This window comes from Arthrobacter echini (genome assembly GCF_008107445.1).
GTDB classification, from domain to species: Bacteria; Actinomycetota; Actinomycetes; order Actinomycetales; family Micrococcaceae; genus Arthrobacter_D; species Arthrobacter_D echini_A.
Window position 1 is genome coordinate 135,636 of record NZ_VSLD01000003.1, and the last position, 14,432, is coordinate 150,067.

Annotated in this window: 12 protein-coding genes; 6 read left to right on the forward strand and 6 right to left on the reverse strand. The window is 69.0% G+C overall.

Translation table 11 applies throughout. The annotated features are described in order from the left end of the window. Positions 1-18 precede the first annotated feature (18 nt). Both FQ377_RS07665 and FQ377_RS07670 read right to left on the reverse strand, forming a co-directional pair. On the reverse strand, positions 19-1,491 hold the full coding sequence (locus FQ377_RS07665; protein ID WP_148600669.1) for a CPBP family intramembrane glutamic endopeptidase: 1,473 nt from the start codon (positions 1,489-1,491) through the stop codon (positions 19-21). A 5-nt stretch (positions 1,492-1,496) separates the two neighbouring features. After that, on the reverse strand, positions 1,497-2,219 hold the full coding sequence (locus FQ377_RS07670; RefSeq protein ID WP_148600952.1) for a YoaK family protein: 723 nt from the start codon (positions 2,217-2,219) through the stop codon (positions 1,497-1,499). Between the two features lie 125 nt (positions 2,220-2,344). Here FQ377_RS07670 and FQ377_RS07675 point away from each other — a divergent pair, with 125 nt between their 5' ends. The 6 genes from FQ377_RS07675 to FQ377_RS07700 are packed head-to-tail and all read left to right on the forward strand — an operon-like array spanning position 2,345 to position 10,003. Further along, complete coding sequence (locus FQ377_RS07675) at positions 2,345-4,009, forward strand: ABC transporter substrate-binding protein (protein ID WP_148600670.1); 1,665 nt, start codon at positions 2,345-2,347, stop codon at positions 4,007-4,009. 1 nt (position 4,010) lies between these two features. After that, a complete protein-coding gene (locus FQ377_RS07680) occupies positions 4,011-4,964 on the forward strand; it encodes an ABC transporter permease (RefSeq protein WP_148600671.1) in 954 nt (317 codons plus the stop codon). Then, positions 4,964-5,854 (forward strand): ABC transporter permease, encoded by an 891-nt coding sequence (locus FQ377_RS07685; protein WP_148600672.1) that lies wholly within the window; start codon positions 4,964-4,966, stop codon positions 5,852-5,854. Before FQ377_RS07680 ends, FQ377_RS07685 begins: the two co-directional genes overlap by 1 nt. Positions 5,855-5,858: 4 nt before the next feature. Next, a complete protein-coding gene (locus tag FQ377_RS07690; RefSeq protein WP_148600673.1) occupies positions 5,859-7,667 on the forward strand; it encodes a gamma-glutamyltransferase family protein in 1,809 nt (602 codons plus the stop codon). Then, the gene (locus tag FQ377_RS07695) at positions 7,651-9,315 is read left to right on the forward strand and encodes a dipeptide ABC transporter ATP-binding protein (RefSeq protein ID WP_148600674.1); all 1,665 of its coding nucleotides are present in this window, start codon (positions 7,651-7,653) and stop codon (positions 9,313-9,315) included. The genes FQ377_RS07690 and FQ377_RS07695 overlap by 17 nt, the downstream gene beginning before the upstream one ends. After that, positions 9,305-10,003, forward strand: coding sequence for a GntR family transcriptional regulator (locus FQ377_RS07700; protein ID WP_262364335.1), 699 nt, complete (start codon positions 9,305-9,307; stop codon positions 10,001-10,003). The genes FQ377_RS07695 and FQ377_RS07700 overlap by 11 nt, the downstream gene beginning before the upstream one ends. 16 nt (positions 10,004-10,019) lie before the next feature. Here the strand turns inward: FQ377_RS07700 and FQ377_RS07705 are convergent, their stop codons facing one another. From FQ377_RS07705 to FQ377_RS07720, 4 genes are all read right to left on the reverse strand, one after another. Beyond that, on the reverse strand, positions 10,020-11,249 hold the full coding sequence (locus tag FQ377_RS07705) for a phospholipase D-like domain-containing protein (RefSeq protein WP_262364336.1): 1,230 nt from the start codon (positions 11,247-11,249) through the stop codon (positions 10,020-10,022). A gap of 131 nt (positions 11,250-11,380) precedes the next feature. Then, positions 11,381-12,127: a hypothetical protein gene (locus FQ377_RS07710; RefSeq protein ID WP_148600676.1), complete on the reverse strand. Its 747-nt coding sequence runs from the start codon at positions 12,125-12,127 to the stop codon at positions 11,381-11,383. 85 nt (positions 12,128-12,212) lie between these two features. Beyond that, positions 12,213-13,628, reverse strand: coding sequence for a glucose-6-phosphate dehydrogenase (locus FQ377_RS07715; RefSeq protein WP_148600677.1), 1,416 nt, complete (start codon positions 13,626-13,628; stop codon positions 12,213-12,215). Further along, positions 13,625-14,383: an SOS response-associated peptidase gene (locus tag FQ377_RS07720; RefSeq protein WP_148600678.1), complete on the reverse strand. Its 759-nt coding sequence runs from the start codon at positions 14,381-14,383 to the stop codon at positions 13,625-13,627. Before FQ377_RS07720 ends, FQ377_RS07715 begins: the two co-directional genes overlap by 4 nt. Positions 14,384-14,432 lie beyond the last annotated feature (49 nt).

The following is a 14,432-nucleotide window of genomic DNA, read 5'->3' on the forward strand; positions in this document are numbered from 1 at the left end:
TCCGTCGGGTTGCCGGCGTCATGGTGCCGGAGGCCCTGCCTCCGAGCCGTCCCTCCCTGCGCCCGGGTATCCCGGCCCGCTGGGGTACGGAGTGCCGGAAGGGTACCCCGGGCCGGGTGGGTGCGCCGGGCCGGAGGGATGCCCCCCGGCCTGCGACTCCTGTTCCGGCTCCGTACGAGGCCTGCTCGGCGGGGAGCCCGTAACGGGCTGCGGGGCAGGGCGCCCTGCAGCGGTAGCCCCTCCATGCGCAACGTCCTCGGCGCGGGCCGGCCGGTTTTCCGCAGGAGTGACCGACGTCGGCTGCGCCGTGGATGAGGGCTGCTGACCGGATGCGGGCCGCTGGTCGGCGGTCGGCTGCCGCGCGGGGTCACGGTGCGCTTGTTCACGGTGTGCGGGGTCGTGGTGCGTGGAATCGTACTGCGTCGGATCGTACTGCTCGGGGTCCCAGGAGACACCAGGCATCGACGGCCCGGCAGGCATCGGAAGCCCAGCAGGCGCCAGGGGCTGCCCGCCGGAGCGGTCGTTCCCGCCGTAGGATGGCCCGGCCCAGGCGGGCTGGGGAATCGGGCGGATCGCAGCGGGCGGAGGAACCGACCGCGTCCGCGAGATCCCGCGCCGCTCCGCGAGGCGGAGGATCACCACGGCGATCACGATCGTGGTGACCACGGAGACCACGAGCCCGCCCATGGAGCCCTCCGAGGAGTTCACGTCGACGAGGCCGAGGGCGCCGAGGACGAAGATGGTCATGTTGTTGACGGTGTGGACCGCGATCGCGGCTTCCAGGCCGCCGGTCCGCCAGGTGATCCAGCCGGCGAAGACGGCGAAGATCGCCACATCGGTCTGGCCCAAGGGGTCGTAGCCGTGCCCGAGGACGAAGAGCGGGACGGGCAGCAGGATCGCGAAGGCAGGATGGCGCAGCCAGCTACCGATCGCCTGCATCAGGAACCCGCGGAACACGTACTCCTCCGCGGCGGCCTGGAACGGGACGGCGAGGATCGACAGGGCGAGCATGAACACCAGCAGCGAGCCGTCCTGCGGCACGGGCACGGCAGCGGACTCGTCCGGGAAGAAGACGCCGATCACCAAGGACACCACGAGACTGGCGACGAAGACGCCCAGGGCGGCCAGACCGCAGACCAGCAGCCAGCGCCAGCGGATCCGGCCTGCCACGGACGAGAGCAGACCGATGGGTTTCGGTCCCATGATCAGCACGGCCAGGATGAGGGAGGGGATCATGAGGATCAGCGACGCGAGGGTGAAGGCGAAGATCGCCGGATCACTCAGATCGATGACCGCGGCGGCATCCAGGTACCGATCGAGGTCCGCCGAGGTTGCGAAGACGACGATCGCGGCCACGACGAGCAGTGCGATGGTGAAGACCAGGTAGATCGCCGTACCCAGCAGGGCGGTGACGAGCGGCTTCCACCAGCGGTGCTGCGGCCATGAGAGCGCCAGTCGGTGGTACTCGTACTGCTGATCGACCTGTTCCATGACTCCTACCGTAGTGCGGATTTCTTCACGTTCTCTGAGGCTGCCGCCGCGTGGTCCTGCCGGTACCGGACGTGCCCGAGCACGGTGACGACGGCGGAGAGCAGCGCCGAGACGGCAATACCCAGCCAGAGGTCCACCCTCAGGGTCAGCGCCCCCACGACGGCGCCCGCCAGGATGAGCGCGATCGCCGAGGAGCGTCGCGCCCAGAATAGACTCTTGCCCCCGGCCAGCCGGGAATCGGAGGCGAGCCCGGTGATGGTGGACGTGACGACCACGGTGGTGATCTCGGCGACCTTCAGGCGCTTCGCGGTCGCGGCCTGGACGCCCATCATCGTCGCCAGGCCCGACGTCGTGATGCTGCCGAGCAGGTCCTCGGCGTGGACGTCCACGAGAGCGGTGTACACCGCGACGGCTGCCAGCCCGAGCGTCACCGTGAGGAGGGAGCGCGAGGTGTGGGCGGACCAGCCCTCGGGGCCCTTGCGCAGGACGCGCCCCGCGAGTGCCGCGCCCACCATGAAGAACACGAGCGCCAGGGCGGGCCGGAGGATCGGCAGGTCCGCGCCACCCACGAAGGCCATGCCGAGGAGCACCACATTGCCCGTCATGTTGCCGGTGAAGACGCGATCCAGTCCCAGGTAACCCACCGCATCGATCACGCCCGTGGAGAAGGTCAGGGCAAGCATGAGCCACAGGTGTAGGCGCTCCGTCGGCACCCGATTCTTCCGCACAGTGATGTCCTTCACAAAAAAGCTTGATCTGTTTGTATACGAAGCCTACAGTCGGTTCTGCGATTGTATTCAATCGAGGAGAGCGTGACCGAAGCAGTTCCTACCCGCCCGTTCGTGAGGAACCCATGCAGTATCCCACTCGCACCACAGGCCACCGCAGAACCTCCGGCAGAGCTGCCGGACTACTCGCGGCGGTCGTCGTCGTCGTCACCGTCAGCGCGTGCCAGCCGATCCAGCCATTGCCCGCCACGGAGGACCGTGAGGACGTGACCTCCGCCCAGGCCGGCACGCAGGCGACCCTGGAGGGCGGGGACCTCGTCATGGCACTCTCCGCCGAGCCGGACCGGCTCGATCCGACGACGTCGTCCTCCCTCTACACGCGCTACGTCATGCAGACCATGTGCCAGAAGCTGTACGACATCGACGCCGCAGGCGAGATCGTCCCGCAGCTGGCGACGGCGCTGCCGGAGGTCTCGGAGGACGGCCTGACCGTCACCATCCCACTGCGCACCGATGCCATCTTCGCCGACGGTGTCCCGTTCGACGCCGAGGCCGTCCGTGCGACCCTCGAGAGGCACCTGACCTTCGAGGGCTCCACGCGGAAGGGCGAGCTCGGGCCGATCAGCGACATCCGCGCCGTCAGTACCGACGCGGTCGAGATCACCTACGAGAAGCCGTTCGCCCCGCTCACCGCGGCACTGGCCGATCGGGCGGGCATGATGCTCTCGCCGCAGGCCATCGAGGAGAAGGGCGCGGACTTCGGCGAGAGCCCGGTCTGCGTGGGTCCGTTCAAGTTCGTCGACCGCGTTCCACAGACCTCCATCTCGGTGGAGCGGGACCCGCTCTACTACGACGCCGACAACGTCCACCTCGACACGATCACGTACCGGATCATCACCGATGCCAATATCAGGGCCGCCAATCTGCGCTCGGGGGATGTGCAGGTGGCGGACACCATCTCCCCGCAGGACGTGGACGCGCTCCTGAAGGAGGACGGCGTCGGTGTGCTCCAGGTCGGATCGCTGGGATATCAAGCCCTCACGGTGAATGTCGGCAACACCGAGGGTGTGGGAGAACCTCCCGGCACCATCGACACACCCCTCGCCCAGGACAGGGCCGTCAGGATGGCCCTGTCCATGTCCGTGGACCGCGGGGCCCTCGTGAACACGGTCTTCAACAGCTGGTTCGAACCGGCGTGCTCACCCATCTCCCCGACGAGCCCCTTCGCCACCGAGGTCAGCGCGGCGTGTCCACCGTACGACCCCGAGGGCGCGAAGCAGCTGCTCGAGGATGCCGGTGTGGAGGTGCCCTATGCCATCGAGATGCAGGTCACGAACACCCCGGACACCCTGCGCTACGCCCAGGCGCTGCAAGCGGCGGTGAGGGACGGCGGCTTCGAGCTGAAGGTGGTGCCCGTGGAATACTCCACGCTGCTCGATGTGCAGTCCCGAGGCGACTTCGAGGCGCTGCAGCTCGGCTGGTCCGGCCGCGTGGACCCGCACGGCAACATGTCCAACTTCCTCTCGACCGGCGGGGGCAACAACTACTCGGGCTACAGCAGCCCCGCCATGGACGAGCTCCTCGCCAGTGCCGCGCGGATCAACGACGTCGACGAGCGCGCAAAGCTCTACGGCGAGGCCGTCGCCCTCCTGCAGGAGGACAATCCGATCATCTACCTCTACCGGCAACGCAATCTGACGGCCTACAGCACCGATGTCACCGGTGTGGAGACCTTCACGGACGGCGTGGTGCACCTCAGCAGTGCGGCCTTCGTCGGGAAGGAGAACTGACATGGGGCGCTACGTCTTCACCCGGCTCTGGCAGTCGGTGCTCACACTGGTCCTCGCCTCCCTCGTGGTCTTCATCGGGGTACGTCAGCTCCCCGGCGATCCGGCGCTCGCGATGGCGGGAGAGGAGGCGAGCCCGGAGCAGCTGGCCGCCGTCCGCGCCGATCTCGGGCTCGACCAGCCGCTCCTCACGCAGTACTTCTCCTTCGTCCGCAACATGTTCCAGGGAGACTTCGGCGAATCGACGCGCACCGGCACGCCCGTCACCGAGCTCGTCGCGACCACACTGCCGGTGACGCTCTGGCTCTCGGCCTACGCGATCGTCGTGGCGATCGTCGTCGGGATCCTCCTGGGCGTCGTCGCCGAACGCTTCAGGGGACGCTGGCCCGAGTGGGTGGCCAACGCCATGGCCCTGATCGGACTGTCCGTACCGAACTTCTGGCTCGGCATCCTCGCGATCCTCTATCTCGCCGTGACGCTGGGGTGGTTCCCGGCGTCGGGCTACGTGGACGTGCTCTCGGACCCGCTCCGCGGTCTCTACTATCTGACCCTGCCGGCCCTGATCCTCGGGACGGGCCTCGCTGCGGTGATCATGCGGCAGACGCGGGCGTCCATGATCGAGACCATGACCACCGACTACGTCCGGACCGCGCGTGCGAAGGGCCTCGGGCGAGGACGCGTCCTCGTGCGCTACGGTCTGCGGAACTCGCTGATCGTCGTCGTGACGATCGTCGGCCTGCAGCTCGGCGGCCTCATCTCCGGGGCCGTGGTCACGGAGCGGATCTTCGCGCTGCCCGGGTTCGGCAAGCTCACGCTCGACGCCGTCTTCACGCGTGACTATCCCGTCATCCAGGCCGTGGTGCTGATCATCACCGTCAGCTACATCCTGATCAATCTCGCCGTGGACATCCTGTACTCGGTGATCAACCCGAAGATCCGTGTCGGAGGAGCTGCCTGATGGCCGTCGAAACACTGACCCCTGCAGAGGGTGGCGCCGGACTCGGCTCCGGCCGCGGCCGTATCCTGTCCTCGCTCCGGCACAATCCGCTGGGCATCGCGGGCGGCATCATGCTCCTCGTCGTCGTGCTCGCCGCACTCCTGGCCCCGATCCTCGCGCCCTACCCGCCCACCGAGGTGCACTTCGACACCCCGTTCCAGCGGCCCCTGACCGAGGGCTTCCCGCTCGGCACGGACGACCTGGGGCGCGATGTCCTCTCGCGCCTGCTGTTCGGCATCCAGACCTCACTGCAGGTGGGGGTGCTCTCGGTGCTCCTGGCCGTGGTCATCGGGACCCCGCTCGGTCTCCTGGCCGGCTACTCCCGCGGTTTCGACGCCGTGATCTCCCGGCTCACCGATGTCACCCTGGCCTTCCCGTTCCTCATCATCGCCGTCGGACTCGCCGCGATCAGCGGTCCCAGCCTGGGCAATGCCGCGATCGCCCTGGGGATCGCGCAGATCCCCACCATGATCCGCGTGGTCCGCGGAGAGACGCTGCGGATCAAGGAGAGCGACTTCGTGCTCGGCGCCCGAACCATGGACGCCTCGCCCGCCTGGATCATGCTGCGGCACGTGCTGCCGAACGCGACCTCGGCCATCATCGTGCAGGCGACGGTCATCATGCCCGTGGCGGTCATCGGTGAGGCCCTGCTGTCCTTCCTCGGACTCGGTATCCAGCCGCCCACACCCAGCCTGGGCATCATGCTCTCCGACGCCCAGCAGTACATCTTCCGGGCGCCCAGCGCTGCGATCTTCCCGGGCCTGGCGATCGCCGCGATCTGCCTGGCCTTCAACCTCTTCGGGGACGCCCTCCGCGACGCCTTCGACCCGACCGACACCACCCGAAAGTGACCCGATGACCTACACACCCCCAGAGCCGTTCACCACCAGACCCACACTGCGGGGCACTTTCGGCATGAGTGCCTCCACGCACTGGCTCGCCACCGCCTCCGCTCAGGCCGTCCTGGAGCGCGGCGGCAACGCGTTCGACGCCGCCGTCGCCGGAGCCTTCGTGCTGCACGTCGTCGAACCCCACCTCAACGGCCCCGGCGGCGACATGACCGGTGTCTTCGCCACCGCCGAGGAGCCGGGCCGGCCGATCGTCCTCATGGGTCAGGGCCCGGCACCGGCCGCCGCCACACGCGAGCACTATCTGGCCGAGGGCCTCGACCTCGTCCCCGGCGCCGGCGCCCTCGCCGCAGCGGTGCCGGCCGCCGTCGACGCGTGGCTGCTCCTGCTGCGCGATCACGGTACCTGGGAACTCGGCGACGTCCTGGCCTTCGCTTGTCGCTACGCCCGCGACGGCCACCCCGTCCTCGGGCGCGTCGGTGCGACCATCGCCACGGTCGCCGAGCTGTTCACGGAGCACTGGCCCACCTCTGCGGCGCTCTGGATGCCCGACGGCGTCCCGCCGCGCGAGGGCGACATCATCCGGAACGAGGCGTACGCAGGCGTCCTCGACTCCCTCGTGGATGCTGCGACCGACGGCGGCACGCGCAGCGAGCGGATCGACTCGGCCAGACTCGAGTGGCGGACCGGACTCGTGGCTCGGGCGGCGGCCGAATTCGTCACCACACCCCACCGGCACTCCTCCGGGCTCGATCACGCCGGCGTCATGACGGCGCAGGACTTCGCCGACTTCGAGGCGGGCTACGAGGACGCAACCACACTGGAGTTCCGCGGCCACACCATCGCCAAGACCGGCGCCTGGGGCCAGGGGCCGGCGCTGCTGCAGACCCTGGCCATCCTCGACGGCTTCGACGACGACCACCTCGATCCGTCCACGGCGCTCGGAGCGCACACCATCCTCGAGGCCCAGAAGCTGGCCTACGCGGACCGGGAGGCCTACTACGGGGACGGCGACGTCCCCCTCGAGCACCTCCTCTCTCCCGAGTACGCCGCCGAGCGGCGCGCCCTCATCACGGACACGGCCTCGCTGGAGTTCCGCCCGGGACGCGTCCCCGGCCGCACGGCGTTCATCCCGCCCCTGCGCACCGACTACACGCCCCCGGCGCTCGCCGACGGCAGCAGCTTCGCCGGCGTGGGTGAGCCGACGGTCTCCCGGAGCGGCGAGACGCGCGGAGACACCTGCCACATCGACGTCGTGGACTCCGCGGGCAACATGGTCTCCGCGACCCCCAGCGGTGGCTGGCTCCAGTCCTCGCCGACCATTCCGGAGCTGGGCTTCTGCCTCGGCTCACGCCTGCAGATGACGTGGCTCGAAGAGGGGGCGCCCTCCACCCTGCAGCCGGGAAAGCGGCCCCGCACCACACTCACCCCGACGCTCGTCCTGAAGGACGGGGAGCCCGTGGTCGCGCTGGGCTCACCCGGCGGTGACCAGCAGGACCAGTGGCAGCTGCTCTACCTGCTGCGGACCATCGTCGGCGGGTACACGCCGCAGGAGGCCATCGACGCCCCCGCCCTCCACACCACGTCCGTCCCGGGGTCGTTCTGGCCGCGCACCTGGGAGCCCGGCGGCGCCGTCGTCGAGGACCGGCTGGGCGAGGACGTCATCGCCGGGCTCGAGGCCCGGGGGCACGTGATCACGCGGGCGGGGGACTGGGCGCTCGGACGCCTCTCCTCGGTGGCCAGGAACCCACAGACCGGTGTGCTCTCCGCCGCCGCCAATCCGCGAGGAGCACAGGGCTATGCTGCAGGACGCTGAGAACATCCTCGAGGTGACCGATCTCGAGGTCGGCTTCGGCGGGACCCCTGTCCTGCACCGGATCAGCTTCTCGATGCGGCGCGGGGAGCGCGTAGCCATCGTGGGACAGTCGGGCTCCGGGAAGTCGACCGCCATCGGCGCGATCCTGCGGCTGTTGCCCGGCAGTGGACGGATCACGCAAGGGTCGATCGTGCTGGGCGGCGGAACGACGAGGGGCGAGGTCGAGGACCTCGCCACCGCCTCCGAACCCGTCATGCGGGCCATCCGCGGGGAGCGGATCGGCCTGGTCCCGCAGGACCCGATGTCCAATCTGAACCCGGCCATGAGGATCGGCGCGCAGGTCGCCGATGCCCTCGTGGCCAATCGGACGACCGAGGGGAAGCCGGATCGCGCGCAGATCCGCAGCCAGGCCGTGGCGCTCCTGGCCGAGGCGGGTATCCCCGATGCCGAGCGCCGCTACGGCCAGTACCCGCACGAGTTCTCGGGCGGCATGCGGCAGCGTGTCCTCATCGCGATTGCGCTCGCAGGGAAACCCGAACTGCTCATCGCGGACGAGCCCACCTCGGCGCTCGACGTCACGGTGCAGCGGCAGATCCTCAACCACCTGCAGTCGCTCGTGGACGCGCGCGGGACCTCCCTGCTATTCGTCACTCACGACCTCGGCCTGGCCGCGGACCGGACGGACAGGATCATCGTCATGTCGGAGGGCCGCATCGTGGAGGTGGGCACTCCCCGGGAGATCCTGCTCGATCCCCAGCAGGAGTACACCCGGCAGCTCGTCGCCGCCGCGCCGTCGGTCGCCGCGGCCCTCGGCGCCGGCACCCTCGCCGATCCGACACCGGGTGTCCCCGCCCCGGCCGCCGCCCGATCCATTCTGGTGGTGGAGAACCTGGTCAAGGAGTTCGCCCTGCGCGGCCAGCGGGGCAGCAGCATCCGCGCGGTGGACAACGTCTCCTTCGAGGTGGAGCGGGGTACCACCATGGCCGTGGTGGGGGAGTCCGGCTCCGGGAAGACCACGGTGGCCCGGATCATCCTGGGCCTGGAGACGGCATCGTCCGGTCGGGCGCTGATCGACGGCGAATCCCTGACCACCACGCGCGGTGCCCAGCGCCGGGCCCTCCGCCGTAAGGTGCAGCCCGTCTTCCAGGATCCGTACGGTTCGCTGGACCCCACCTACAGCATCGAGCGCCTCATCGACGAGCCGCTGCGGATTTTCGGTGTGGGCAGCCGCAGCAGCCGCCAGGACCGCGTAGCGGAGCTGCTCGATCAGGTGGCGCTCCCACGCACCGTGGCCCAGCGCCGGCCCAACGAACTCTCCGGCGGACAGCGGCAGCGTGTCGCCATCGCCCGCGCGCTCGCCCTCGAACCAGAACTCCTCATCTGCGACGAGGCCGTCTCCGCGCTGGATGTGCTCGTCCAGGACCAGATCCTGACCCTGCTGGCGGATCTGCAGGACAGGCTCGGGCTCACCTATCTCTTCATCACGCATGATCTGTCGGTGGTGCGCCAGATCGCCCACAGTGTCGTTGTGATGAGATCCGGCATCGTCGAGGAGAATGGCACCGTGGACGAGGTCTTCAATCATCCGACGGCGGACTATACGCGGGAGCTCCTCGGGGCCATCCCCGGTGCGGCCTTTGCGGCCTGACCAGGACTCCGCGGCACCGCAGCGCGTGCTCGACGCGATCCGCCGGGACATCATCTTCGGTGCCCTGGTGGCCGGTTCCCGCGTCACCGAGGCCGCGCTGGCCGCCAAGTACGGTGTGTCGCGCGTGCCGGTACGGGAGGCGCTGCGGGCGCTGGAGGCCGAGGGGTTCGTGGAGTCCCGGCCCTATGCCGGCTCCACCGTCGCCGAGATCCCGCTCGACGACGCCGAGGACCTGTTCGCCGTGCGTGGCGTGATCGAGTCCACCATCGCCCGTCGTGCTGCCCGCCGGGCGGCGGAGCAGTTCGCCGGCGATGCCCCGAACAGTCGCTGGTGGACCGCACGCCGGACACTGACGGACATCCTCGACGCCGGCGATCGCGCCGTCGCCGCCGACGCCCTGGCGGAGCTGCCCGAACTGAACATCCGGTTCCACCTGGGGGTCGCGGAGCTCAGCGGCAGCGCCTCCCTGGCGGCCCTGCTCCGCCAGATCTCCGGGAAGATCGAGTGGCTCTACGCCGTCGACGTGGACCATCGGGGCAAGCAGTCCTGGGGGGAACACCGGGCCATCATGGCGGCGATCGACGCCGGGAACGAGCCCGATGCCGGGCGACTCATGGCCGGGCACGTGGACTCCTCCCGCCGCGGCTACCTGCAGCGCTTCGCGGGGCCGGAGCAGGCCGCCGAGTAGGGTTCCGCCGGGCCGACTACAGGAACGGGCGCAGGGGGGCGAGGATGATCTCGCTCGCGCGGGCCACGAAGTGGCGGCGGTCCCATTCCTCCTCCGTCAGCACACGGCTGTTCGAGGAATCGACCTCGAAGATGTTCTCCATGATGGCCGCGAGCTCCTGGTCGAAGATCTCGAGATTGATCTCGTAGTTCCCCGTGAGGCTGAGCCGGTCGATATTGGCGGTTCCCACCGTGCTCCACTGGCCGTCGATCGTCGCGGTCTTCGCATGGATCATGGAGTTCTGGTACAGCAGGATCTGCACCCCGGCACCGATCAGCGACGAGTAGAAGCCGCGTGACAGCCAGTCCGAGACCACGTGGTTGGAGTCCTCCGGCAGGAGGACGCGCACGTCCACCCCGCGCCGGCTCGCCCTGAGCAGTGCATCGAGGATCTGGCGGTCCGGGATGAAGTAGGCCGTGGTCATGAAGATGTGCCGCTGGGCGCGGTTGATCGCGTCGAGGTACATCCCGCGGATGGGGAACACGAGATTCGCCGGGATGTTGTTCACCGCGCGGATCCGGGGTTCCCAGAAGGTGGCACTGAGATCGGGCAACTCGGTCCGGCCGGCCCTCGCGCGCAGATTCCAGAAGCCGACGAACGCCTCCCGCAGATCCCAGACGCTCGGGCCGCGGACCTCGAGGTGCGTGTCGCGCCACTTGGTCGCGTACAGGGAGCCGATATTGTATCCGCCCACGAATCCGACCTCGTCGTCGACCACCAGCAGCTTCCGGTGGTCCAGCCCCGTGCCGCGGATATTGGTGAAGAGGATGGAGAGGCGGAGCACGGGGAAGCGATAGGCGTTGACGAGCGGGTGCCACGAGTAGAAGGACGGCCTGACCACCAGATTCGCGAATCCGTCGTAGATGACGAAGACCTTCACGCCGCGCTCCGCCGCCCTGTTGACGGCATCCCGGAAGCGGGCGCCGACGGCGTCACCCTTCCAGATGTACGTCTCGAGCAGAACCTGGTGCTCGGCCCCGTCGATCGCCCCGATCATCGCGTCGAAAAGATCCTCGCCGTAGGTGTAGACGGTGGTCGCGGTCTCGCCGATGGTCGTGCTGAAGGTCCCGGGTTGGGGAAAGCCCTCGCGCTTGGTGCGCTGCCGCTTCTGGTAGGCATCCACGGCCACGAGCCCCCCGATCACGACGACCTGCGCCGAGACCACCGCCAGGGCAGCGCGCCTGGCGGTGGTGCGGGCAAATCCCATGATCGTTTGATGCTTCGTCGAGCCCATGCGCTTCAGCGTATAGCCTCGTCACGGTTCGGTTCGGCGTGCTGATGCTCCGGCGCGCCACGCCTCAACGCCCGAAGCGCTGTCGACCGACGCCATCGTGCGTGCTATCCGGGGTCGTCCTGCTGCTGCGGACCCGGCGCAACGTCTGCCGGCGGATCCTGCTGTGGAGCGTCATCCTGCGGTTGCGGAGCCTGCGGGGCCTCCTCCTGCGGGGACGTCGGTACACCCGGCCCCGGTGTGACCGGGTCCTCGCTGGTCTCGTCCGGCGTGGCCTCGTCCTGGTTGGTCCCGTCCTGCTGCGGGTCCGGGGTCGTGTCTTCCTGAGGACCTTCTGGCCGGGGGCTCTCCTCGTCCGTCCCGGAACCAGGAGAGCCGCCGAAGCCCGGGATCGACGTGCCGCTCTCGGTCTTGCTGCTGCCGCCGGTGTAGGAGGAGACCGGGCGGCCGGTGGTGAGTTCGAAGGCCAGGATCAACGCCATCGCGATGGCGAAGACCGCCGCACCCGTCCCCAGGACTCGCTTCCACGGGAGCGTGCGGAGTCTTCGCTGCCAGGAGACGGCGACGGGTGCGGTGTCCTCCCCAACGGGCGGTGACGGCGCGTCGTCGTCCTGGAAGTCGGGCGGAACACCATCCGGTCCGCTGCGGCTCGATCGGGCGCGATCCGCGGTCTGCAGGACCCGTTCCTTGGTCACCTGCAGAGACCTGGAGTACAGCGCCCCGCCGATCGTGATGACGAGGCTGCCGAGCGCAGCCCCGATCAACGTCCCGGCGACGCCCAGCGTCGACAGCAGTACCGCGGAGGAGACGGCTCCCAGCGCGGAACCGATCGACTGGGTCCAGCTGATCTTCATGCGGTGCTCCTGATTCTCCTGGTTCCACCCCGATCCGGCTCACCGGACCGGATCCTGCGCGGAAGCGGACCGACCTACCGAACGGTCAGGGAAGTTGCTCCCAGCTCTGTGGTCCCGACGTCCCGGCGCGGTACTCGTCGAGCGGCACAGTGGCGTCCTGCCACACGTCGACCACCGGTTCGACGATCCGCCAGGCCTCGACCGAACTGTCGTCCCGCACCGACAGGGGCTTCCCGTCGCTCAGGACTCCCTTGAGAACCTCCCCGTACTCCAGCAGATCCCCCGGTCCGAAGCCGGCGTCGAGGGCTGCCGATGAGGTGGTGAACGGGTCGCCGGCTCCATTGATGTTCAGCTCGAGCCCGACACTGCGGGGGCCCAGACCGATGCGCAGCCGGTTGGGTTCGATCGCTCCACCGAGTCCTCCGGGAACCCGCTGCGGATCCTTGAAGGTCACCACCACCTCCTGCCGCGGAGAGCCGATCGCCTTGCCCGACCGCACGCGGAAGGGAACGCCGGCCCACCGCCAGGTATTGACGGCGAACACCACCTCGGCCAGCGTCTCGGTCCGGTGTTCGGGGTCGATCCCGTCCTCGTCGACGTAGGAGGGCAGGGACTTCCCGCCCACGTCGCCTGCGGTATACCGGGCGCGACGGCTGTAGCGGCCGGGGTCGTCCTCCCACACGGTGGTGGCCCGCAGCACCTGGGCCTGGGCGTCCTGGAGGTCCACCACATCGAGGGTCGCCGGTGGTTGCATGGCCACGAGTGTGAGGACCTGCAGCAGATGGTTCTGGATCATGTCACGCATCGCGCCGGTGCCGTCGTAGAACCCGGCCCGACCCTCCAGTCCGAGGGTCTCCTCGAACAGGATGTCGACGGCGGCGACGTGCTCCGAGGTCAAGAGGGGCTCCACCACCCGGTTGGCGAAACGGATCCCCAGGATGTTCAACACGGTTGACATGCCGAGGAAGTGGTCCACACGGTAGACGTCGTCCTCCGGAACCATGCCGTGGAGCACCTCGTTCAGGGCGCTCGCGCTTGCCTGATCCGAACCGAAGGGCTTCTCGAGCACCAGCTGCGTGCCCTCGGGGACCCCGATCCGCGCCAGGACCTTGCACGCCTCGATGGTCGGTGCAGGCGGAAGGGCGAAGTACAGGGTGATGCGGCCCTCTCCGGCAGCCAGCAGCCTCTGCAGATCGCCCTCGTCGGTGATGTCGGTCCTGAGATATCTCGCGTTCTGCGCTATGGCATCGATCGCCGGACCGTCTGCGTTGCCTGCGGCCAATGACTCCGCGACCACCGACTGCCATTCGTCCTGGCTCCAGGATCCTCGTCCGGTGCCGATCAGCAGGAGGTCGCGTAGGGATGACCCGCCGATCAGGCCCCCCAGCCCCGGCAGGAGCAATCGGGAGGTCAGGTCGCCCCTGGCGCCCATGATCACCAGCGTCTGACGCCGGTCCTGATCGGATCCGGTCTCGGCCTTGGTGTCTGATGCGTTCGTCATGGGGAGGTCTCCTCAGGTGATCGTTGGTCGTCGGACTCGTCCGGCAGCGGTTCGATGAGGTCCGGTCCATTGTTCCGCACGGATCCCACCCGGCTCCCGACGACGCGCGGCACGAGGTGCGGGTCGGGGATGGCGTCGAGCAGTTCCTGGACCGCGGGCCGCGAGTCGGTGCGGGGATCCAGCCACTCGCTGTACAGCGCCGCCGGCACGATGACCGGCGTGCGGTCGTGGATCCGGTCGAGCGCGTCACTGGCAGGGCGGGTGATGATGGTGCAGCTGACCACCCAGGTGCCCTGCGGCTCCGCTGCCGAGACCGTCGAGGGGTCGCGCCAGAACTCGTACAGTCCGGCGAACCCCAAGTGCGTGGTGTCGGGGCCGTGCAGGTAGATAGGCGTCTTCGAGCCGTCGTCGTTCCTCCGCCACTCGTAGTAACCGTCCGCGGGAACGATCGCGCGGCGGCGGAGCGCAGCGGCGCGGAAGGAGGGTTTCTCCAGGACAGTTTCGCTGCGCGCGTTGATCATCCGGGCCCCCACGGACGCGGACTTCGCCCAGGAGGGAATGAGTCCCCAGCGTGCCGGTTCGAGCCGCCTCGTCAGTTCCCCGGTCTCCGGGTGGAGCCGCTCGACCACGAGCTGCACGACGTCGGTCGGAGCGACGTTCCAGGAACGTTCCACCTCGGCGGTGACCGTCTCGTCGACGTCGAAGGCGTCGACGAGATCAGCCTTCGAACCGGCGATCACAAAGCGTCCGCACATGCGGGAGATCCTGTCTGCTCGTGGACCGGGGTGCCCGGCGCCCGCTCGG

Bases quoted from the DNA above. Each gene is read 5' to 3' on its own strand.
- FQ377_RS07665 (WP_148600669.1), bottom strand. From the start codon at position 1,491: ATGGAACAGGTCGATCAGCAGTACGAGTACCACCGACTGGCGCTCTCA.
- FQ377_RS07705 (WP_262364336.1), bottom strand. From the start codon at position 11,249: ATGGGATTTGCCCGCACCACCGCCAGGCGCGCTGCCCTGGCGGTGGTC.
- FQ377_RS07675 (WP_148600670.1), top strand. From the start codon at position 2,345: ATGCAGTATCCCACTCGCACCACAGGCCACCGCAGAACCTCCGGCAGA.
- FQ377_RS07720 (WP_148600678.1), bottom strand. From the start codon at position 14,383: ATGTGCGGACGCTTTGTGATCGCCGGTTCGAAGGCTGATCTCGTCGAC.
- FQ377_RS07685 (WP_148600672.1), top strand. From the start codon at position 4,964: ATGGCCGTCGAAACACTGACCCCTGCAGAGGGTGGCGCCGGACTCGGC.
- FQ377_RS07710 (WP_148600676.1), bottom strand. From the start codon at position 12,127: ATGAAGATCAGCTGGACCCAGTCGATCGGTTCCGCGCTGGGAGCCGTC.
- FQ377_RS07690 (WP_148600673.1), top strand. From the start codon at position 5,859: ATGACCTACACACCCCCAGAGCCGTTCACCACCAGACCCACACTGCGG.
- FQ377_RS07695 (WP_148600674.1), top strand. From the start codon at position 7,651: ATGCTGCAGGACGCTGAGAACATCCTCGAGGTGACCGATCTCGAGGTC.
- FQ377_RS07715 (WP_148600677.1), bottom strand. From the start codon at position 13,628: ATGACGAACGCATCAGACACCAAGGCCGAGACCGGATCCGATCAGGAC.
- FQ377_RS07680 (WP_148600671.1), top strand. From the start codon at position 4,011: ATGGGGCGCTACGTCTTCACCCGGCTCTGGCAGTCGGTGCTCACACTG.